A 23,381-nucleotide genomic window follows, 5' to 3' on the forward strand; every position below is an offset into this window, starting at 1 on the left:
GTATTTTTAGCAGGTTTTTATAAAAACGCAAAGATCGCAAAGCTATGAGATGAATAACTTTGCGACCTTTGCGTAGATCTTAGTATACTTTGCGGTTAAAACTTTTAAGCCAAAACCATTCCCCCATCCATAATAAAATCGGCTCCGGTGATGAATTTTGAAGCTTCACTACTTAAATACGAAACCATTTTGGCAACATCTTCTGAAGTTCCCATTTGTTTTAGTGGAATTCTATCGACAACAACATCCATAATAGTTTTTACTGTTGCTTCATCTAAACCTACTTTTTTCATTACTTCAGTTTCTGTTGGACCAGGACTAACCGAATTTACTCTGATTTTTCTTGGTGCTAATTCCAGAGCCGCTATTTTCATTACTGCATTAAGAGCCGTTTTACTTGAAGAATAAATGGATGATCCTACGCCACTCATACTCGCTGTATTAGAAGAAAGAAATACTACCGATCCACCATCTTTTAAAATCGGAATAAATCGACTTAGCGTAAAATAGGCTCCTTTCAAATTGATATTCATAATATCATCGTATAAGGTTTCTGTTGCCTGTTCAATAGTTCCTAAGCCCGCTATTCCTGCATTAATAAATAGAATATCGACTTGTCCAAAATCTTCTTTTATTTTTGATGTCAAATTTTCAATGTCTGAAATACGAGATTGATCTGCAACAATTGCATTAACTCCCAATTCTGAAGCCGCTTTTTCAATCGCTTCTTTTCTTCTGCCAGTAATGATAACTGTAGCACCTTGTTCTTTTAATTGTTTTGCTGTTGCATAACCAATTCCGCTATTTCCTCCGGTAATTACTGCCACTTTATTTTTTAAATTGTCCATTATTTTATGTTTTTAAATTAACAGGACAAATTTAAATCTGAAAAGACATTACTTTTTCAATGGTATCATGGAGTATACTGAATACTTTTCACCATATAAGTTTCTATTATAGCAACTTATTTAGCTGCTTTATATAAAAGTTGAAATCATATAAGAAAATACTAAATGAGTAGTGAATGTTTAAATGAGTTATATAACTTATATGGTAAAAAAAGTTTTTATCTTAGTCTTAAAATACTAGCTATGGCAAGAAATCAGAAAGAAGAGTTTCAGGCACTTCAGGACACTTTATATGTTTTAGGCGGTAAATGGAAATTACCTATTATCAACTCCATTTGTAATGGAAATACCCGATTCAAAGAAATTCAACAAAGTATTCCGGGAATTACTTCCAGAATGCTTTCGAAAGAATTAAAAGATATGGAACTCAATAATCTGGTTAAAAGAACAGAAGACCGCGATGCAAAAGTACCTATACTTTATGAATCGACAGCTTATTGTAAATCTTTTGGGCCTATCATTACTGAAATGATCAATTGGGGTATATCACATCGTGAACATATTCGGAAGAAGAATAATTCTTTGACAATATAAAAGTTTAAATTTTCATATTTAGCAATATTTAATGATAGAATCAAGATGAAATTTTGACTACAAATTAATTTAATTATTCTGCAACCAATATTTACAAATCATCCACAAAGCGGTTCGAGAATTGTACCGTCAGGGCTACTAAGACAAAAGTTTCAGAGAAATCTGGAGCTTTTTTTTTGGGTTTAATGCCCTTTGGAGTTGCCTTCAGGAGTGCAATGGAGTTCCCTCCAAAAATACCACAAAAAAGCTAAGGCGAATTTTATAGAAATTTCACATATCTGATAATAATGACTAAATCATCGCAAAACGATACTGGCCTTGATAACTTTTCTAGTGCAAAAGTTAATATTTACTTTTCTTCATTTCTCCATCATAGCAATTAAAAGGTTTCGTAAAATATGTACCATTCTGTCTTAAAAATGTTTAAATTTGTGTTTCAATCAATTAAGAATTATAACGTAAATTTAAACAGATTTAAACCAGTCCGGAAGTTTCAATATCGATAAAAACGCCGAAAATTTCCGTGGCAGAATCGTGGCAAAATAACTAGGAAATATTAGAATGCAGTATAAAAGCGAGATGCGAAGGTTTTGTTCGAATCCCTCTTTCTCCGCAGAACTTTTGAAACCTTCAACTTTTGTTGAAGTTTTTTTTGTTTTTACTACTTCGTGTTTTTTTATCATATATTCGTTTAGCCGAAAATACGGGCTTCGAAATGCCCAACCACACTAACTGCCAGAACGTTGGTGACAATACTAACCCAAAATGCCAACATAAGTGAAATGCATGTTTATCAGAATCAAATAACACAGAAGCCAAATATATAACTCGGCAATTTTATATACAAGATGAAAAATTAATTCAATCTTATAGACAAACAGTGTATAACATATTGTGTTTGCTTATTTTATATTTTACCTCTGAGTCGTTTAAGCTATTTATTTTCAAATACTAATTTTCTTTTCATTTGATTAATTGCACTGTATAAAATACTAAAAATTGCATCTGATGAAAACCCGCCCAATAATGCAAGCAAACTTTTATTGTATAACAAATCTGAAGTTTTCCCATTTAGAAATGGAAATATAAGAATTTCAGACATTAATAAACCAGACATTAATCCTAAAATAATGACTACAGGATAATAAGCTGAATCTTCTGGAATGATCGTAACTTTTCTAATGGAAGAATTTATGCTTCTGAGTAAATAAAACATAACTCCTAAACCAGAAATAGAAATTAAATACCCCAAATTAAATAAAAGAGAGACTCCATGATTGTCCAATACTCCTCTATCCAGTGATTTCATATTGACCATTGAGGAACAGCTTATCCCTATAAAAGATATGAGAAAAAGAAAAGATATAATTAATAAATTTTTTGAAAAAGGCATTCGACTAAGAAAACTTGTATTCTTCCAATCAATAGCTATTTCTTTGTAGAATCTTATAGACTTAGGAGTAACAGGAGAAATATTTGTACATAGTAAATTGTATGCTTCTAGTAAATCGTTTATGCTACTATTTTGGACTAATATATTAACTTGGGGATTAATTGTTATACCATTATAAGTTGCAAAAGAAATCATACTATTAATATGTTTATTTAATTCGGTGATGACCTCCGTTGAAATACCAAGTTCATTTTGAACATCTGACGATGTAACTAATTTATCATCATTCTGGTTAGTTAGGTGGTTTTCTTTGTTGCTCATTTATTAAAATAATTTTACTTATCATATATTGATAATTAATATTTTGCTATTCACCTGATAAAGGTGGACTTTCTGGAATTAAACGACTAATGTAGCCTATAACTTGTTTTACATCAGACGTTAATATCATTGTGTCTTTTTCAACATTGTCGCTTTTTGGGCTCTCTATTATATTATTTAGTACAAATGTTCCCATACAAACAACGTTCTCTGAAGTTTTTCTATTACTAGAAAGAATTTCTCTATCCGTAGGATCAAAGTTTCCTTCAACTTCAATTCTCGATCCTATTAAAACAGATTGCGGAATTAATGGAAAACTACCTTTATTACCAATTAAACTTCCATTTGAAAAATAGCCCTTATCTAAACCATCAATTTTCCAAGAGTTGTTATTTAAGATTTCAAAGTTTAACCATGAACGATAGAAATCAACGCGAAGAAGTTTTAAATAAATTCTTGTGATTTTAGAATTTACATTTAGTGGTATTTCTGCATAATTTTTATGGGAATCGAATATTTTCCATGATAAATTAGAGTCATTCCCACTCAAAATTAAAAAGTCTTCGGAATTAGCGACAGCATCAGCTAAATCAATCTCTATTTCGACTAAGTTAGAGCCGCTGTCAAGTAACTCAACCCAATCAGACGGTTTAGCTTGCACATTATACCAATCTTCTGGAATTCCTCCAAAACCTGAAAGTTTTGAAAAATTATAAGAGTTACGCGCATTTTCAAACACTGCTTGCGAATATTTTGAAAATGCATTAGCATTATTAACAATATTCCCCCAAATTTTAGATACAGAATTAAGACTGTCTACATAAGTAGGAAACAGTAATGGAATAGTATCGGACAATAGTGCAAACTGATAAGCAGCCCTATAATCTCCTGTCGGATTTGCACTAGAATGAGCATTTTTATACTGATTAATTTCAATTACAAAAGGAATCGAATTTAGTTGTAAAATGGTTTGGCCGATAGTTTCATTATTAAAATTCTTTAAAACTGCTTTTTTATCTTTTGCACGTTCCAGATTTATTTTTTTTAACAATTCAGAAGCAATCAAAGATGATATATTTCCCATAGATTAATTATTTAAATCGAAAATGGTATAAAAAATGTACCTCTTTCCGCTCAAAACACAATTTGAACAAAATGGGAGTTAATTGAATAGGAACTCCCTTTTTAATAAAACATCTAATTATTTGAATCTAGTTTTGGAGAGAAAGGAACAATTTTACTTACCCAACCAATTATTTGCATACCTGGAATTTTTATTTCTCCATTTTGAAAATCAGAATCAAAACTATCTTCTGTTCTTCCATAACCATAACTTCCACCAACAGAAAATGGACCATAACCAACCGAAATACTAGTTTTAATCGATTCTTTAAAATGTTCTTCTTCTTCGTGACTAAAATCTGCTTTTATTGTAATATCTCTTGCTACAATGAATGCAACGGGATACATTGGTATGTAATTCGATGCATTTGTTGAGTCAATTTTGCCATTAGATATTTCACCCTTCTTGAACAGATTGCTGGACCAATAATTTAAACGAAATAGAGATTCGGAAAACCAAGGACGTTGTATATTTACTTTTGCAATCATTGCCGAAATTTCTACACTATCTTTGTCAGCACTGCTAGTTGAATGTTCGAAACTACCTTCAGCGTTGGCTTTTACCTTAATAAGGCCATAATTAACATTAGTATCTACACTAAAACTATGTTCTGTTGATTTTGATCTCAATTTAGTATTACCACCACTTATTTTTAATTCTGTAAAATTTGGATTATTTTCATCAGTCCAATTTGCAGGTGAAGGGTAGCTAAACAACCATTTATCTGAAAATCCCAGAGAAGAACTAAATTTTTGATCATCACTAATTGCTTCTCTAGCTCGTTGAATAGTTTGTCTAATTCCATCATTAATCGTAGTATTTAAAATTGCTAATGCTTGTTCAACGTACTTAGCGTTACCAACAGCCAATTTTCTAAACGCGACCTTAATATTGTTTTCTAATATTGGGGCTTTCGCTTGCCAATTTCTATCAGCTGAAAACCTAATTGTATCATCTTTAGATCCTAAATCATCCAAATATAGATTATACGTATTTCTATAAATTATTATTGAAGAAACATAATCGTTCATATTTGACTCATAATTTACATAATCTTCACCATTTGTTCTGTTGATTACTACCTCGCCTGTAAATGGATTTTTTTCCTCTCTTAAAGGATGAAGATAATTATAGGCTTTATCATAAATTTCTGCTTGTTTAGTATCCACAGCACTGTTGGAGTTAGCGCTAAGAATTATATCCTCATAATTTTTTGAAAGTGGATTATTTGAATTTTGCCATTCTATAGCCAATGGAGAAATTTGATCTACCATTCTTGAAAATTCTTCGGATGCCTTTAAGTCTCCCAAAGGATTTGATGGAGTTCTGGGATTGGCAAATGATTTAACATCTACTGCTGCATTTTTAGAAAAATGAATAAAAGTTTCCGCTTCTGTAAATGGGTTTGATCCGCTTGCCGGTTGATAAGTAACAGCATCAAATATTCTATCATAAATCGCTTGCAACAATTCTTTTTCTTGTTCTTGTGTCATAGTTTTATTTATTAAATGTTTATTGGGGAGTATAGAAATTGGCGTTATTGCGTTATTTTAATTTAAAAAAGCTAAACTGGAGTTTCATTAATTCCAAGTAAATACCTGAATATGGTTTCAAAAGATATTTTCTTAGATCCTATTTTTTTTCCATTATTTTGGAAGTCATTCAAGTAGGAAATTTTTAAATACAAGACATCAGTTTGTCTTTCTCCATGGTTACTATTTATTAAATCCTTCAAAATATTTCTAAAAGTTACTGTATTAGATAAAACATCAATAATACTATTTCCCGGTATAAAATCTAAAATACTTCTGGTCAACGCATTAATTGCAATATTAACAGGGTAAGTTCCATCGTATCGCTCTTTTTCTATAAATTTAGATATCCCAATATAAACATCAGGTAAAGCCCTAATTTCGTTTGAAATAAAAACATTTTGATTCATATAAAAGAAATCCACCAATTCAGAAAGTTTTCCAATTATCACAAGTGGCTGCACACCAGCCCCTTGTTCCGAAAACAAAAAATCTCCTTTTGAGCTTTTAATTGCTTTTTTTAAAACACCTCTATCTAAAACAATTCCTTGCCATGGCACTCTAATCAATTGTGGGCTAGGTTCTCTGTACAACTCTATCATATTATTTTAAAATTTTTAGTTCATTTTAAAACAATTTTACATCCAATAAATTTATCTTATAAGTCTTTTTTAATAAATGAAGATAATAAATAGATAAGTGGTCCTTTTGATGGAATAAAAAAATGCTCCTTTATGGTAAACTTGTTTGATCACTACTATTTATTAATTTACTTATACATGACTACTCCTGAACAAGTTTGGGTTTCTGATCTTACCTACATTGGAAAAAGAGATAATCTGTGTTATTTAAGTTTGATAACTGATGCGTGCTCAAAGAAGAAAATGGGATATTATGTTGCTAAAAATCTAAATACTCAAAGCTGTTTAAAAGCACTAAAGATGGCTCTTAAGCAGAGAACGCAAAACAAACTGCCTTTGATCCATCATTTTGATAGAGGTCTACAGTATTGCTGATGAATATCAAAAAGAGCTGGTAAAAAATACAGTATTATGCAGTATGACACAAAACCCAGATCGTTATTAAGATGCAGTAGCAAAAATGATTAACATAATTTCAAAGCAAGTATTTATGATTAACGGATGTCACAAAAACAGGAAAATTACAGCCCAAATAGTAAAAGAAACTATCGGTATTTATAATGATTTTAGGCTTCATTATTCAAATTACATGCTCACACCGAATCAGATACATTGCCAAATAAAACGAAAATGAGAACTTATAAAAACAAAAAACAGCTACGAGAAAAACTTGTAACCGTCTAATTATTTTATCTAAAAAACTGTATCGTTTATTTAGGACTAGTCATAAAATCAATTCCATAAACTAATTCTACACCTTTTTTTCCATCCTATCATTTCGGACAAGATAAAATCTCAAAACAAAAAAAAACAAAGCTGACAGGTTTCAAAAACCTGTCAGCTTTAATTCATAAAAACGAAGAAAACTATTTCGTGCTGCATTCCTTAAAAAAACACCTCTTTTACAAGGTTCTTAATCAAATTTAAAACGTTTATAATAAAATTTGAAATACCTTTTTCTTACTCCGGTTTAATTTCGCTTTACAAACATTCAATTTAACTGAATACTATAAAACGAATAAACTATGAAAAAAATCTGCCATCTATTTTTAGCCTTTTCAACTTTAACGTTAAGTTTATCCGCTCAGCCAATGAAGGATGACTCCTCTTCAGCATGGTTTAAAAATACAACAGAAGTAATTCATTCACAATTAAACAAAGCTGCCGAAACTTATCAACCTGGCAAAAATCCACGTTCCATAAATCCTGATGGGACAATACGATTAGCAGGATTAACCGATTGGACAACTGGTTTTTTTCCAGGCACGCTCTGGTACGGGTATGAACTAACCGGGGATAAAGCACTGGCAGAAAAAGCAAAAATATTTACACTTGCTCTTGATTCTATTCGAAATATAAAAAACACCCATGATGTTGGTTTTATGCTTTTCTGCTCTTATGGAAATGCCTACAGAATTACGGGAGATAGGGTTTATCTGCCTGTATTAGCAGATGGCGCTGCTAATCTGTATGCTCGATTTAATCCTAAAGTTGGAACGATTCGTTCTTGGGATTGGTTACACTATCCTGTAATTATAGACAACATGATGAATTTAGAGTATTTATATTGGAGCGCAAATCAATTTAAGAATCCAAAGTACGCTGCTGCAGCTAGTACCCATGCTTTAACAACGATGAAAAATCATTTCAGAAAAGATTACAGTTCCTATCATGTTGTAGATTATGATCCCCAAACGGGAAAAGTTTTACGTAAAATGACACATCAAGGTGTAACAGACGACTCTGCGTGGGCTCGCGGCCAGGCATGGGGACTGTATGGTTATACAATGTGTTATGCAAACACTAAAAATCCTCAATTTTTAAAACAAGCCAAAAACATTGCCTCTTTTATCATGAATCATCCTCGCATGCCAAAAGACAAAGTACCTGTTTGGGATTTTGATGTTCACAACGCAATGGATACAGATGTGCCAGCTCCAAGAGACGCTTCTGCAGCAGCCGTCATTGCTTCTGGTTTATTGGATTTAAGCACACAGGTAAAAGATGGAAAAATATATTTTGATTATGCAGAAGACATTTTAAAATCCTTATCATCCGATGCATATTTAGCAAAACCGGGAGAAAATGGCTATTTTATATTGAAACATAGCGTGGGCGCATTTTTATACAATTCAGAAATTGACACCCCTCTTGATTACGCCGATTATTATTATCTGGAAGCTCTAAAAAGATACGCTTCGATCAAAAAAATCTAAACCCTTTTTATTAAGAACGAAACCATTAAAAGCCTATTGATTCTCTCTTTAATCTGTTTTACCTAAAATATTTCAGCAGTAAATAAGTCTTATAAAAATATTTTAAACTAGATCGAATTTTGCCAAACTCTTATTCTCATCGCATTGGATACGCTCAGAATAAGATACCGTTTACTTAAAAGAATACATATAAACGCAGTCCTGATAATTACGCTTTATTTAGAAACATCAAAATCAATAATTATGAAAAAAAAATTACTTGCTTTACTTTGTGTGTTTACCTTTTTAGAATCAAATGCGCAAAATTCCAGTTGGACCTATGATTTTGGCAGTACTGCTGCATCACCATATATCTCCGGCACTTATAGTTCAACTTATTTACCTGCACCAACGGCCGGCGGTGGCGATGCGAGTGTAAGAGCTTCAACTTCAACGGAAGGTTTTGTAGAACTAACTACTAATGGTTATGCGGGAGGAACCGGAGCTGAACTTAAAATGACCGGTGGAACTACGACAACTGGTGCTAAATTAGGACTTGCTCCCTTTTCCGGTACAGCAGTGGGTACTTTTCAATGCAAAATAAATATCTTATCCGGAACAAATGGCAGATTCCTGTTCTATTTCGGTAATGGAAGTAATTTCACTAATGGAAGCGGCATAAATATCTCACAAACATTTGCTGCTTTAAGACTATCCCCAACTGCTACCGGTGTAAATCTTGACTGGCTTACAGCAGCTGCCAGTCCTAACTATACCACAACGGGGCTTACACAAACCACTATTAATAAAAATCAAGTTTATACACTGAAGTTTTTCATGAATAACAGTAATAGTGAAGCTTCCTATACAACTTACAATGGTGCAACTCCAATCGCACATAATCTCCCGGCCGGAACTTTTGATGTCTGGCTCGACAATACTAAAATCCTCACCAATGCTGACGCCGGAAATGGTCTGCTAACACAAGGCACGGTTCTAAATGGAATGAATTTACTGAACATAGGCGCAGGCTCATCAACACCTGTGCTGTGTATCGACGATATAAGTTATACTAATTTTTTAGCCGCGGCACCACCACCAAGTATCACCAATACGATTTTGAATGTAGATTACGAAAACGGCACTACTAATTCAGGTATTACAGGTGTAACAGCCACTCATGCATTAGCTTCAGATGCCGTTTATATGGTTCCGAATGGCGCGACAGGTAATTATGCAGTTGCTCACAAAGTTATCCTTGGCAATTCCGATTACTATTCTGATGGATCCTATCGAAGCGAATCTGATGCAGTTTCCGAAAAACAATTTCGCTATTCTCCCGGAGATGAACGCCGCTATGAATTTAGTGTTTTACTAAAAGATTGGGAGCAATGGAACAGTAACAATCCGGCCTACGGTGATAATATTTTTCAGTTAAAGATGTCAGACGGACAGTTACTGCCTGTTAGGATCCTGACCAGACGTAACTCGATCGTTACTCGTAATTATACGGAACAAAACGATCTGGTGTCTGATTTTCGTCCCTACATTAATCAGTGGATTCGTTTTCGTATTGATGTAAAATGGTCTACAGCTGCTACCGGATATCTAAAAATATACACCAAGCTCCCTGACCAAGCCGACTTCAACTTAATGCTCGATAAAAATAATTTTGTCACTTTTACAGGAAATGTCGAAAATGGAAATGTCGGATATATTAAATGGGGAGTGTATCGAGAAGCGGGAAAAGATGCCAACGGAGATGTAATCACCAGCGACAATGTGCTCACTCGTATCGTCTATCACGATGATATTAGAATTTTTGAATTAAATAATGCCAGTACACCAGTCCAACTCTGGAATAATGCTTTAATTGGCCTTATCGATTTTACCTCATCTATTACTACAGGTAATACTGTAAATCTGAACATTCTCAATGATAGCAGTACTATGCCTGATTTTTTTTATGGTACTAATGGAGGTCTAAATACTGCCGGAGCATTAAGCGGAAGGGTTTTAATAAACGGATGGACAAATAAAACAACTTCTTCAGATCCTGCCACTTCTTTTAACCCGGACCAATATTTTGAGTTCAAACTGCAACCAGCCAATGGCTATAAGGTGATTTTTTCTAATCTTACATTTACGGCTAGAAAAGGAAATACAACAGACCCGGGTACCTATGTTATGAGATCCAGTTTAGATGGTTTTACCACTGATATTACAGCTCCTCAAAATTTTCCAGGTACCTCAGCGACTTCACTTACCTATGATCTGTCTCCATTATCGAATGTAAAAACACCCATTACCCTACGTTTATACTGGTACGGATCAGATAGAACAAGCGGAACTTCTTTAGTAGGTATTGATGATTTTACTTTCAATGGTCAAACGAAAGCCATTCTTGCTATTCCTAATAAATCTGATGTAACAAAGAATACCGATCAGGGTTTAGGAACCTATACCGCTAAAGAAAGTGAATTAGACATCTCAGCCATTAACAATTGCAGTGCACCTACTTACAGTTATTCGCTCACCGGAGCCACTACAGCTACTGGCACCGGATCTTTAGCAAATAAAATATTTAATACCGGTGAGACTACCGTAACCTGGACAGCAACAGATGACTGCAACAGCGCTTCTATTACATTTAAGATAAAAGTAGCAGATTTAGAAAAACCTGTTTTTTCAGAACCTGTAGAAATAACAATAAATAATGACCCAAATCAATGTGGAGCAGTACTAACATTACTAAAACCTGAAGTTTCAGACAATTGTGCCGTTGCAAGCGTGACTAGTGACGCTCTGGATTTTTTTCCTGCAGGAACAACAATCGTAACTTGGACCGCTGTCGATACAAATGGTAATACCGCCATAACGACTCAGAAAATTACTGTTCTCGATGTCGAATCACCTGCACTAAATTCTATCCCTGCTGTTACACTATGTTATGACCTGGGGAATCATTATATACTTCCGGCTGTCACAGCAGTTGATAATTGCGACATTAAATCTATTTTTTATCACATTACAGGCGCAACCAATAGAGATGGAAATGGCCTAAATGTCGATGGTAATTTTAATGTGGGAGTATCCTCAATTACATGGACCGTTACTGACCATGCCGGAAATAGCAGCACCGCTACTACTACAATTACAATTAACAGTGAGTTCTCAGTAAACATTCCCGATATTTATGCGGTAAGTCCGGGAGGTAAACCAAATACTATTTATTTAGGTTACGGTCCGTCCTCGCTAACCCTGACTGCAACTACTCTGAACGGAAAAGCGCCTTACACTTATGCATGGAATAATGGCGCCACAACAGCCCGTATTTTAGTGAATCCTTCGGTTGAAGGGGTACATCCTTATACCGTTACCGTTACAGATGCCCTTGGATGTTCCTCCACCGTAACAAAAGAAATCACTGTAACCAATATTCTTTGTGCCGGTAAAAAAGTAAGCATATGCCATACGAGCAGCCCTAATCACGATAAAACACTTTGCATTTCCTCAAATGCAGTTTCGGCTCATTTAGCACACGGCTGTTATCTTGGTAGTTGTGAAATGGATTACAGTAAAACCCCAAAAGAAGAAATAACTCTCGCAGAACAAGAAACCAATGAGTTCATCGTAACCGCAATTCCTAATCCATCGAAATCTGAATTTAATTTAAGCATTAGAGGAAAACCCAATCAAACTTATTCTGTAAGTATCTTTGATGTGTTAGGAAGAAAAATAAAACTTTTAAATGCAAAAAGTGGTGAAACGTTCACCATTGGTCATGAGCTAAAAACGGGTTTATACTTTGCGGAAATAACGGAAGGTCAGAATAAAAAAACAGTTAAGCTAATCAAACAATAGTCAAAATTTCGCATGAAAAATCTAATAAAAACAATCCTTTTTACTTTCGCAATATTGACAATTTCTTTCGGTAATGCTCAGGAAAAGGAAATTACAAAAACGAGTTTCGACAATGTTAATCTTACTTATCCGGGACTGGAAAAAGTAAATAAACTGTTTGAAGCCGGCAAGTATACTGATGCTGCGAATGAATTATTGACCTATTATCGCACTCGCAAAAATAGTAAGCTCTCTGATTTTAATTTGGGCGATGAGGCTAAATTTAAAGGAAAAGAAATTGGAAAAGCAGATCAGGAAAAGGCAGATAATGCCCTACTACACCAATTTAAACCGCAAAAAGGATATGGATTTTTTGATTATGGAAAAGACATCAATTGGGATTACTGGCCTGTAAAAGATAACGAAATTCGCTGGCAGCTGCACCGCGTAACGTGGTGGCAAAGTATGGGTATCGCCTACCGCGCCAGTGGAGAGGAAAAATATGCCAAAGAGTGGATTTTTCAGTTTCGTGATTGGGAAAAGAAAAACTATTTAGGACGTTCTATCGAAAACAATCACATTGCGTGGCGTCCTTTAGAAGTTTCTGAGCGTATACAAAGTCTTCCCGGAACGTTTAATTTATTTGTCGCATCACCTAATTTCACGCCGGCATTTTTAATGGAATTTCTAAACAGCTTTGACAAACAAACCTCTTATATTCCTGAAAATTATAGTAAAGAAGGGAACCACCTACTGTTTGAAGCTCAACGTGTTCTGGGCGCCGGCGCTTTTTTTCCGGAATTAAAAAAGGCAGAAGAGTGGCGCAAAAGCGGTATCGAGGTTTTAAATCGTGAAATAAAACTTCAAGTACTTCCTGACGGTGTGCAATGGGAACTATCCCCTACCTATCATATTGCCTGCATTGATATTTTCTTGAAAGCTTATAATTCGGCTAAAATGGCTGGAGTTGAGAAAGAATTTCCAAACACTTACCGCGAAACGATTGAAAAAATGATCACGGCAGTCGCAAATATCTCTTTCCCGGATTATAACAACCCAATGTTTGGTGATTCCTGGCCCGTAGAAAAACGTTTGCGAATGAAACAATTTACAGACTGGTCAAAAATATTTCCGGAAAATGAATTAATGAAATATTTTGCTACTAATGGCGCTAAAGGTAAAGTACCTGATTATTTATCAAGTGAATTGCCAAATGCCGGCTTTTATACTTTTAGAAATGGATGGAACGATCAATCGACGGTCTTGATTTTAAAAGCCGGCCCTCCTGCTGAATTTCATGCTCAGCCCGATAATGGAACATTTGAATTATGGGTAAAAGGAAGGAATTTTACACCGGACAGCGGTTCCTATCTCTATAGCGGTGACGCAGAAATAACCAAAAAGAGAAATTGGTATCGCCAGACCAAAGTGCACAGTACTTTGACTTTGAACAATGAGAATATGATCATTACCAAAGCCCAACAAAATAAGTGGAAAACCTCTAAAAACTTAGATATTTTAACCTATACAAATCCTAGTTATACTGATTTAAATCACCAGCGTACCGTTTTCTTTATTGACAAAAAATATTTCGTAATTATAGATCGTGCCATTGGTAAAGCAACCGGGAATTTGGGCGTCCATTTTCAATTAAAGGAAGACAGTAAACCCGTTTTTGATACTGCTAAAAATAAGATTTATACCACTTATGCCGATGGCAATAATCTTTTGATACAAGCAATATATTCAAATCATGTAACACTTACTGAAGAAGACGGAAAAGTTTCCTATATATATGCGAAAGAAGTAAAAAGACCCGCTTTTGTATTCGAAAAGATTAAAAACGAAAACAAGAATGAACTATTTGCAACGATCATTTTCCCTTATGAAGGCAATAGAGCTCCCGAAATAAAGGTAAAACCTAATAGAAACAATGATTTTGAGAAAGGAAATATTGACTTAAACATTACTGTAAATGGCAAGAAAAGCAAAATAACAGCCCAATTAATCGATTGATTTTTTCACCTTATTAAAATGCGCTCTGTAAAACACCTGAAATTATTTAGGTGTTTTTTTTATGATTTTATTTTTTAAAATTATTCCATTATTTAAAATAAATACCAGAACCTAATCGGTAAAGTCAACCCATTAAATTCCAGATTATAATTAAACCCAAACAGTATTAAAGTTAACCTTACAATACGTTTGATTTAACGCTTACATGGTTATACGATTTGAAAAAGTAAGATAAAAACGCTGTTTTAAAAACCTCAAGAACACTCCTAAATACGGGTTATTTCGTTAAAAATCAACCATTACAAATACACATTAATCAAATTCAATAGCTTTTTAGTTATTTTCAAAACAACCGTTTGTACTCGATTTCTATATTTGTTTTTATCAAATCAAACTTTTAACATGACTAAACCAAAAAAAAATGAATCAACTAACACACCAACCGTTTTTACATCTGGAAGTAAAACATCACAACTCTTTTTTTAAGTTACTAAATCGTTATCCTTTTCTGCTTAAAGAAAAAACCAATACAGCTGTTTTTAGGAAAATCAAACTCTAAAAAAGAAGCAACAGTATTTTAAACACTTTTTGAAATTAGTAGCTTCAACTTTATCAGGTAAATTAAATGAATCTGAGACAGTAGAATTTAAACTATTCAAAAAGACGGGAATCAACCAAACAATATTAATTAGGGATAAAATTTCAATTTAATTCCTGTTTTACAATAGATTATGAAAAGGACTATATTTTTATTTTTACTGCTTACCACATGTAAGGTTATGTACGGACAGGATGTTATTACTGTAAAAGGTCTGGTAACCGATTCACAGAAGATGCCTATGCCGGGAGCGACTGTTTCTGAAAAAGGAACAACAAACAGTACCACAACATCAATGGACGGGATTTATTCCATTAAAGTACATTCTAATGCCGTACTGGTCTTTTCTTACATCGGAACCAAAACAAAAGAAGAACCGGTTAAAAACCAAACCAGCATCAATATCAGACTTCAAGATGACACAAATAATCTGGATGAAGTAGTCGTAGTAGGTTACGGCACAAAATCAAGAAAAGATCTTACGGGAGCTGTTTCCTCTATTAAAGGTAATGAACTGGCTAAAATCCCTGTACAAAACGTGGCACAGGCTTTACAAGGGCGTATTGCCGGAATGCAGGTCACCATGTCTGACGGCAGACCGGGTGGAGAGCCTTCTCTAAAAATCAGAGGAGGAACCTCTATTACACAAAGTAATGAACCTTTATATGTTGTTGACGGCGTAGCTCAGACTACCGGATTGGCTTTTTTAGACCCAATGGATATAGAATCTGTAGATGTCTTAAAAGATGCAGCATCCACTTCAATTTATGGGGCTCAGGGAGCAAATGGAGTTGTTTTGGTTACTACAAAACAAGCTAAAGGAGGAAAACTGACCTTAAGCTATGATACTTATGGCGGAATAAAAACATTAGCAAATAAGCTGGACGTAATGAAACCTTACGATTATGTGAAATTAATGTACGAAGGAGCATTAGCCGATCCGGCAAGATTGCAAAAATTCACAAATAATTACGGCACTTTTGAAGAGTTGGAAGGTTTATACAAAAACAGACAAGGTGTCGACTGGCAAGAGGAAGTTTTTGGTAAAGCTGTGGTAAGCCAATATCATAAATTGAGTATTAGTGGTGGCGAAAATGATACTAAATACAATGTCTTTTATTCGAATAATAACGATCAGGGGATTATGCTGGGAAGTGAATCTATAAAAAATATTGCGAAGCTTTCTGTGACCAATAAAGTCGGCAAGAAATTCACCATTAATTCTATTGTAAATTTTTCAAATCAAAAAATTACAGGCCTGTCTACAGGAGAAGGCGGAAATGCCCGATTAAGTATGCTGCAGGCTTTATTACAATACAGACCAACAATTGGAAAAAACGGTGTCGATGAAGATTTAAAAACTCTGGTAGTTGACCCACTAGACAATCAAGATTCTCCCGTTTTTCAAAGTCCGGTGCTTACTATAGAAAATCAGCAAAGAGAAACCATCAAAAAAACGCTAAATATGAGTTTTCAGCTCTTATACAATATCACGCCACATTTGACCTACACCGGATTAATCAATTATTCTGACAATAGTTATAAGTACAAATTATTTAACGGTGCCGAAGGTATTCAAGCAATCAGAAGCGGTGGAGCTAATGGTTCTGTGACACACAATACTGCTACACGTCTAAATTATAATAACGTTCTAACCTACAGTACTAAATTTGGCGAAAAGCATAAATTAGATGTCACCGCAGGACAAGAATATATTTATAATTATGCCGAAGGAATGTCTGCTTCAGCTTCAGCATTTCCGGATGTTAACTTAAGCTGGGATAAATTGCAATTAGGAACGATTGCAGGAATTCCTACCACCTACGCTGAGGATGATAAACTCTTGTCTTTTTTCGGAAAAACAAATTATTCTTATAAAAACAGATATCTTTTATCTGCCAGTTTAAGAGCAGATGGATCTTCGAAATTTGGTACTGAAAACCAATGGGGCTTTTTTCCGTCAATCTCTTTAGCATGGCGAATTATTGAAGAAGATTTCATGAGAAGCATCCCTCAGTTTTCGGATTTGAAACTGCGTGTAAGTTATGGTGAAGCAGGAAATAATCGTATTGCAAATTATGCTGCATTAGGTATTTTTGATTCCGGATCTTATCCGCTCAACAATCAGCAGACCGCAACTGCTTATCAAGACAATCTCCCTAATCCGTTCTTGAAATGGGAAGCAACAAAATCAACCAACATTGGTTTAGACTTAGGTTTTTTTAAACAACGCATCAGTCTTACGACAGAACTTTACGATAATAAATCTCAAGATTTGTTGTACAATACCCGTGTCCCTGCAAGTTCCGGTTTCAGCCAGCAATTTCAAAATATTGGAGCGACTTCCAGCCGTGGACTAGAATTTACGTTAAATACGACAAATATTAAAACGGATCATTTTAATTGGAGTTCCAGTTTTAATATTGCCTTTAATAAAACCAAAGTATTGGAATTAAGCCAAGGTGAAACTTCACTTATTACCAATAGTTATACAACCACTAATGACTACATCTTACAAGTTGGTAAACCGGTCGGTATTATGTACGGTTATGTCAGAGACGGATTATATCAGGTAAACGATTTTGACTACAATCAGACAACCAATACTTATGCTCTAAAATCGGGTGTGGTAAAAGATAATATTGTCGTACAACCCGGATTTATCAAATTTAAAGATATCAGCGGTCCGAATGGAACACCGGACGGAATTATAAATGATTTAGACCGAACTGCCATTGGTAATTCAAATCCTAAATATACCGGAGGTCTAAACAATACTTTTAGCTACAAAGGAATTGATTTTAGTGTTTTCCTTGATTTCTGTGTCGGAAATGATATCTATAATGCCAATGTATTAAATAACTCAAGACTTAATTTAGAGAATTTAAACACTTTAGATATCTATTCCAACAGATGGATGTCTATAAATTCAGACGGAAATGTTGTCACAAATCCTAACGAGCTTGCTGCTTTAAACCAAGGAAAAACCAATCCTGTTTATAATGGTAATACGACAGGACGTTTGTACAGTGATATTATCGAAGACGGTTCCTTTCTGAGAATCAACAATGTAAGTTTAGGATATACATTACCCAAAAAATGGTTAAATGCGTCTAAAATTTCCAACTTCCGAATTTATTTTACGGCATACAATTTATATGTATTTACTAAATATACAGGCTATGATCCTGAAGTAAGTGTGAGTAATAATGCGATAACCAGAGGAGTAGATTTTAGTGCTTATCCTAGAAGCAAATCCTTTATCACAGGACTAAGTATTTCACTTTAATTTAAAAATTCAGAAAATGAAAAATAAGTTATTTTCCTATAAAAAAATAAGCATCGCGGCTGGAATAGCCTGCTTATTATTCCTCTTAAATTCTTGTGATAACGAATTAGAAGTAACTCCGTATTCCTATTTTACAAGTGCCAATTTTTTCTCTAATACAGATCAGGCTAACATGGCTACATTGGGTGTTTACGAATCAATGTCTTCAAGAGATACTTATGGCTGGTATATCCCTTTTGTCTTTGATGCGGATACAGATATTTTACAAATAAGCGGCTTAGGTTCAGACGACTGGAGAACCATCGCTCACTATCAGGGAATTTCACAAACAAATGCATTATATACGGTTTGGTCTAAATTCTATCAGGGAATTGACCGCGCAAATGTAGTTGTAGAAAAGATTCCTCAAATGGATTTATATACGAATGGTACACAAAACCAAAAAAATCAATTGAACCGCTATATTGGCGAGGCTAAGTTTTTGCGTGGTTTTTATTATTCTGAATTAGTGCGTTTATGGGGTGATGTGCCATTTAAAATTAAAAGTTCACAAACAGGTGATGATCTGAGAGGAGCTCTTGTAGATCGAAAAGAAATATATGCTCAAATTATTCAGGACATGCAGGAAGCTGCTGCTTTATTACCTGAAGAAACACCGAAAGATGAACGCGTAAATAAATGGACCGCAAAAGCCCTATTGGCAAGAGTCGCTCTTTTTGCCGGAGGTTATTCATTAAGTGCAAATGGAACGATGTCCAGACCTGGTAATTACAAAGATTTCTATTTAATAGCTCAGAAAGAGATTAATGATATTATGGCTCAAAATCCATATAAGTTAAATCCATCCTACTCAAAAGTATTTAAAAATCAATGTCAGCATGTTTTAGAGCCAACTGAAAACATTTTTCAAATTGCTTTTTTTAATCCCTCAGGAACTATTGGTAATGCCTCATGGGTTGGTTATTTTAATGCTCCATTGACCGCTGCAAGTAGTTTATATGCAACAACTCCCGGAAGATGTTTAGTGCCAAAACCATTTTACACCAGTTTTAACGCCGCCGACCAACGAAGAGATGTTTCAATTGCAACCTACTCTATTAACGCCCTTGGAAACAAAAACCCACTGTTAACCGCAAGGCAAGACGAATCGTGGACAACAGCCAAGTGGAGTCGCGAATATCAAACTAATTCAACACTTGAACGTTCGTATACACACATTAATTGGGTGGTTATGCGTTATTCAGATCTGCTTTTAATGCGTGCCGAAATAGAAAACGAATTAAACGAAGGTCCAAATGCGATTGCCTATGATGCTATTAATCAAGTGAGAAGAAGAGGCTTTGGCGCAGACATTACAGGAAGCGGAATAAATATCACCTTAGGCAACAAAGGAACAGGATATACAGCGGTTGGTAATGTTCTAATTCAAATCACTGGCGGCGGAGGTACAGATGCAGCTGCAGCAGTGGTCACACTTGCTAACGGAACAATAGGTACCATTGCAATGCTTCGTTCAGGTGACGGTTATACATCGGCACCCACAATAACCATTACAAGTACTGACGGAAAAGGCTCAGGAGCCACAGCTACAGCGACACTTTTGACAAAACCCACAACAACACAAATACATCTTCCTGCCGGATTAAATAAAGATAATTTCTTAAAAGCATTACAACAAGAAAGAGCTTGGGAACTTTCCGGTGAAGGAATGCATCGATCAGATCTGATTAGATGGGGAATTTTATCCGATAAAATAACAGAAACCAGTACCGCAGTTAAAGCCATTCGCTCCAACTATTTCTATCCGGCGGTTACCAATTTTGTAAAAGGAAAACACGAACTCTATCCTTATCCACAAAATGAAACTGACGTAAATAAAAATATAACACGTCAAAATCCAGGATATTAAAATTTTAAACCATGAAAGTAAACATTCTAACCTTTTTTATAGCGCTCCTTTCTATAGTATCATTTGCGCAGCAACCGCAAAGACCTGCAGATATTTATGAGGCTTCGAAAGTGTATGAATACCCAACTGACCCTCTGGTATTACAAAAATTAGAAAAATGGCGGGATCAAAAGTTTGGTATCATGATGCATTGGGGAATTTACAGTGTAGAAGGAATTCGTGAATCATGGCTCTTGTGCAACGAACCACGATTTGTACGAGACAGTAATGTCGTTTATGAAGATTATAAAAAGTGGTATTGGAGTTTATCTGAAAAAATGAATCCTACAAAATTTGATCCCGATAAGTGGGCAGAAATTTCTCAGAAGGCTGGAATGAAATACGTTGTTTTTACCACCAAACACCACGATGGTTTTAATATGTTTGATACCAAAGAGTCCGATTATGGAATAACCAAAGGACCTTTTGCCAAAAATCCAAAAGCCGATGTAACCAAATTTATTTTTGAAGCGTATCGCAAAAAAGGAATGATGATCGGGGCCTATTTTTCTAAACCCGATTGGCATTCCGAATATTTTTGGTGGCCTCGTTACGCCACAACGGACAGAAATGTCAATTATGATGGAAATAAAAACCCTTGGCGCTGGAAAAAATTTCAGGATTTCACCTATAACCAAATTAGCGAACTAATGCATCATTATGGAGCGATCGATGTTTTATGGCTGGATGGCGGCTGGGTTCGCCCATTGGAACAAGGCAAAAAAAGGCCCGAAGGTTTTTCTTTATACCCTGATTTCAGCCAAGATATAAATATGCCAGAAATAACCCGCATGTCACGCGAGGCACAGCCTGGTATTTTGATTGTGGACAGAACGGTACACGGACCCTATGAAAATTACAGAACACCGGAACAATCTATCCCAAAAGAACAAATTAATGATCCTTGGGAGACTTGCATGACACTTGGTAAAGGCTGGGGTTATAGAAAAAACGATAAAATAAAATCCGCTACCTATATCATTCATAAATTGACAGAAGTTGTCGCTAAAGGAGGAAATTTTTTGTTGAATGTTGGTCCTACACCGGAAGGAGAATTTCCTGAAGAAGTGACCGCATGTTTAGAAAAAGTGGGACAATGGCTCAAACAAAATGGAGAAGCGATTTATGCAACCCGAACCTCAGCTATTTATAACAATGAAAATATTTGGTTTACGCAATCCAAAGATGGCAAAGTTAAATACGCTATTGCTTGCCTAAAAGAAGATACACCAGTTCCAGTTAGTCTTCAATGGAAAGGAATTATACCTACTAAAAGCACCCTAAAATTGCTTTCAACAGGTAAAACTTTAAAATGGAAACAAACGGGAGATAAGATAGAAGTCTCCTTGCCCAAAGATCTAGTCGGAAAAAATATTCCGGCACTTGCATTTTCAATACGATAAAACAGAAATAGAGCAATCGTTTTTAGAATTGTTCTTTTTTTGGACGTTAATGCAGTGCTTAATGTGCTGCATTAATATTCCAAAGAGTTATAAAATCAATTCAAAACCATAGCTACTATTCATAAAAGATTTTAGCTAAATTTAATATCATTTTGTACAAATTCAAAACGTTATTAACCTATTGCTACCTAAATTCGTTTTGTGTTTGAGTGCTCTTAAATCAAATAAATAATCTTATAAAGAGATATTATGTTATTTCAAAAAAACAGTCTGGTTGTATGTCTATTGTTATTTTTAAGCATTCCATTAATCACTAATGGGCAAACAACAGAGCGTCCGAATATTCTAATTATAATGACAGATCAGCAAACCGCTGATGCAATGAGCATTGTCGGTAACAAAGATTTGCATACTCCGGCTATGGATAAACTAGCCCAAAATGGAGTTCGTTTTACCAAAGCCTATTGCGCGCAGCCCTTATGTTCTCCATCTCGGAGTGCAATTATGAGTGGAAAAATGCCTCATGAAACCGGTTTTATAGGTAATGCACCTGAAAAAGACGGACAATGGCCTGAGGATTTGTTAATGATGGGCAAAATTTTTCAAAATGGAGGTTATAAAACAGGTTATGTAGGCAAATGGCATCTACCTGTTCCAACTGCCAAAAAAAGCCAACATGGATTTGAATATATCGAGAATACCGATTTTCAAGATTATAATGATGCCGCAACGCCTTCTTTCTGTGCTCGTTTTATAAAAGAAAATAAAAACACTCCTTTTCTATTAGTCGCATCTTTTTTAAATCCACATGATATTTGTGAATGGGCACGAGACGAAGATTTAAAAATGGATCTGCTAGAAAAAGCACCTCCACCAAATTTATGTCCTGCACTTCCGGAAAACTGGAAAATTCCGGACTTTGAACCTAAAATTGTACGCGAACAGCAAAAAGTAAGTTTTCGCACCTACCCTACTGTTAATTGGAATGGCGACCAATGGCGTCAATATCGCTGGGCATACAACCGCTTGGTTGAAAAAGTTGATCTTTATATTGAAATGGTGCTGGCTTCCTTGAAAAAATATAATATTGAAAAAAATACCATTATCATTTTTACAGCCGACCATGGTGATGGTTATGCAGGCCACAGCTGGAATCAAAAACAAATTTTATACGAAGAAGCGGCCAAAATACCTTTTATTATTTCAAAAATTGGCGAATGGAAACCACGCACCGATGAAATGTTAGTTTGTAATGGTACCGATATTATTCCAACAATTTGCGGTTTTACAGGCGTTAAAAAACCTGCCTATTTGAAAGGTGTTGACCTCAGTAAAAAAATAGCAAATCCTACTCTAAATCTTCGTGATACTTTGGTAATAGAAACTGATTTTGCCGACAATGAAGAACTTTTGGGGATTAGTGGTCGTGCCGTAATCACTAAAAATTTCAAATATATTGTTTATAATAAAGGAGCTATCAAAGAACAACTTTTTGATTTAACCAAAGACCAAGGAGAAATAACAAATCTGGCAGTAGATAAAGTCTACAAAAAAGAACTTATCGCAATGCGCCGCTATTTGAAACAATGGTGTAAAAACAATGGAGACCAATTCGTTTCCGGATTATAAAAGATTTA

General features: G+C 34.9%; 14 protein-coding genes. 9 read left to right on the forward strand and 5 right to left on the reverse strand.

Annotated elements, in window-relative coordinates:
* Positions 1–104: 104 nt before the first annotated feature.
* The gene (locus ACHRV3_RS06180) at positions 105–848 is read right to left on the reverse strand and encodes an SDR family oxidoreductase (RefSeq protein WP_395433655.1); all 744 of its coding nucleotides are present in this window, start codon (positions 846–848) and stop codon (positions 105–107) included.
* A gap of 243 nt (positions 849–1,091) precedes the next feature.
* Between ACHRV3_RS06180 and ACHRV3_RS06185 the strand changes: the two genes are divergently transcribed.
* Entirely contained in the window at positions 1,092–1,442 is a 351-nt protein-coding gene (locus ACHRV3_RS06185; RefSeq protein ID WP_395433656.1) for a winged helix-turn-helix transcriptional regulator, read from the forward strand.
* Positions 1,443–2,376: 934 nt separating this feature from the next.
* Here ACHRV3_RS06185 and ACHRV3_RS06190 read toward each other — a convergent pair.
* The 4 genes from ACHRV3_RS06190 to ACHRV3_RS06205 all read right to left on the reverse strand — a co-directional run bounded on the left by ACHRV3_RS06190 (position 2,377) and on the right by ACHRV3_RS06205 (position 6,413).
* The gene (locus ACHRV3_RS06190) at positions 2,377–3,156 is read right to left on the reverse strand and encodes a hypothetical protein (RefSeq protein ID WP_395433657.1); all 780 of its coding nucleotides are present in this window, start codon (positions 3,154–3,156) and stop codon (positions 2,377–2,379) included.
* A 46-nt stretch (positions 3,157–3,202) separates the two neighbouring features.
* A complete protein-coding gene (locus ACHRV3_RS06195) occupies positions 3,203–4,240 on the reverse strand; it encodes a hypothetical protein (protein ID WP_395433658.1) in 1,038 nt (345 codons plus the stop codon).
* A 113-nt stretch (positions 4,241–4,353) separates the two neighbouring features.
* Positions 4,354–5,772 (reverse strand): hypothetical protein, encoded by a 1,419-nt coding sequence (locus ACHRV3_RS06200; protein ID WP_047778153.1) that lies wholly within the window; start codon positions 5,770–5,772, stop codon positions 4,354–4,356.
* Positions 5,773–5,843: 71 nt separating this feature from the next.
* Positions 5,844–6,413, reverse strand: a complete 570-nt coding sequence (locus ACHRV3_RS06205; protein ID WP_395433660.1) for a hypothetical protein — start codon at positions 6,411–6,413, stop codon at positions 5,844–5,846.
* A gap of 177 nt (positions 6,414–6,590) precedes the next feature.
* Between ACHRV3_RS06205 and ACHRV3_RS06210 the strand changes: the two genes are divergently transcribed.
* From ACHRV3_RS06210 to ACHRV3_RS06245, 8 genes are all read left to right on the forward strand, one after another.
* A complete protein-coding gene (locus ACHRV3_RS06210; RefSeq protein WP_395433699.1) occupies positions 6,591–6,827 on the forward strand; it encodes a DDE-type integrase/transposase/recombinase in 237 nt (78 codons plus the stop codon).
* A gap of 650 nt (positions 6,828–7,477) precedes the next feature.
* A complete protein-coding gene (locus ACHRV3_RS06215; RefSeq protein ID WP_395433661.1) occupies positions 7,478–8,668 on the forward strand; it encodes a glycoside hydrolase family 88 protein in 1,191 nt (396 codons plus the stop codon).
* A 243-nt stretch (positions 8,669–8,911) separates the two neighbouring features.
* Positions 8,912–12,511: a heparin lyase I family protein gene (locus ACHRV3_RS06220; RefSeq protein ID WP_395433662.1), complete on the forward strand. Its 3,600-nt coding sequence runs from the start codon at positions 8,912–8,914 to the stop codon at positions 12,509–12,511.
* 12 nt (positions 12,512–12,523) lie between these two features.
* Positions 12,524–14,506: a heparin-sulfate lyase HepC gene (gene hepC / locus ACHRV3_RS06225; RefSeq protein WP_395433663.1), complete on the forward strand. Its 1,983-nt coding sequence runs from the start codon at positions 12,524–12,526 to the stop codon at positions 14,504–14,506.
* Between the two features lie 731 nt (positions 14,507–15,237).
* Positions 15,238–18,393, forward strand: a complete 3,156-nt coding sequence (locus ACHRV3_RS06230) for a SusC/RagA family TonB-linked outer membrane protein (RefSeq protein ID WP_395433664.1) — start codon at positions 15,238–15,240, stop codon at positions 18,391–18,393.
* Between the two features lie 16 nt (positions 18,394–18,409).
* Positions 18,410–20,302, forward strand: coding sequence for a RagB/SusD family nutrient uptake outer membrane protein (locus ACHRV3_RS06235; RefSeq protein WP_395433665.1), 1,893 nt, complete (start codon positions 18,410–18,412; stop codon positions 20,300–20,302).
* Between the two features lie 11 nt (positions 20,303–20,313).
* Entirely contained in the window at positions 20,314–21,744 is a 1,431-nt protein-coding gene (locus ACHRV3_RS06240) for an alpha-L-fucosidase (protein WP_395433666.1), read from the forward strand.
* Between the two features lie 249 nt (positions 21,745–21,993).
* On the forward strand, positions 21,994–23,373 hold the full coding sequence (locus tag ACHRV3_RS06245) for a sulfatase (RefSeq protein ID WP_395433667.1): 1,380 nt from the start codon (positions 21,994–21,996) through the stop codon (positions 23,371–23,373).
* Positions 23,374–23,381 lie beyond the last annotated feature (8 nt).

This window comes from Flavobacterium sp. FlaQc-49 (assembly GCF_044005985.1).
GTDB classification, from domain to species: domain Bacteria; phylum Bacteroidota; class Bacteroidia; order Flavobacteriales; family Flavobacteriaceae; genus Flavobacterium; species Flavobacterium cupriresistens.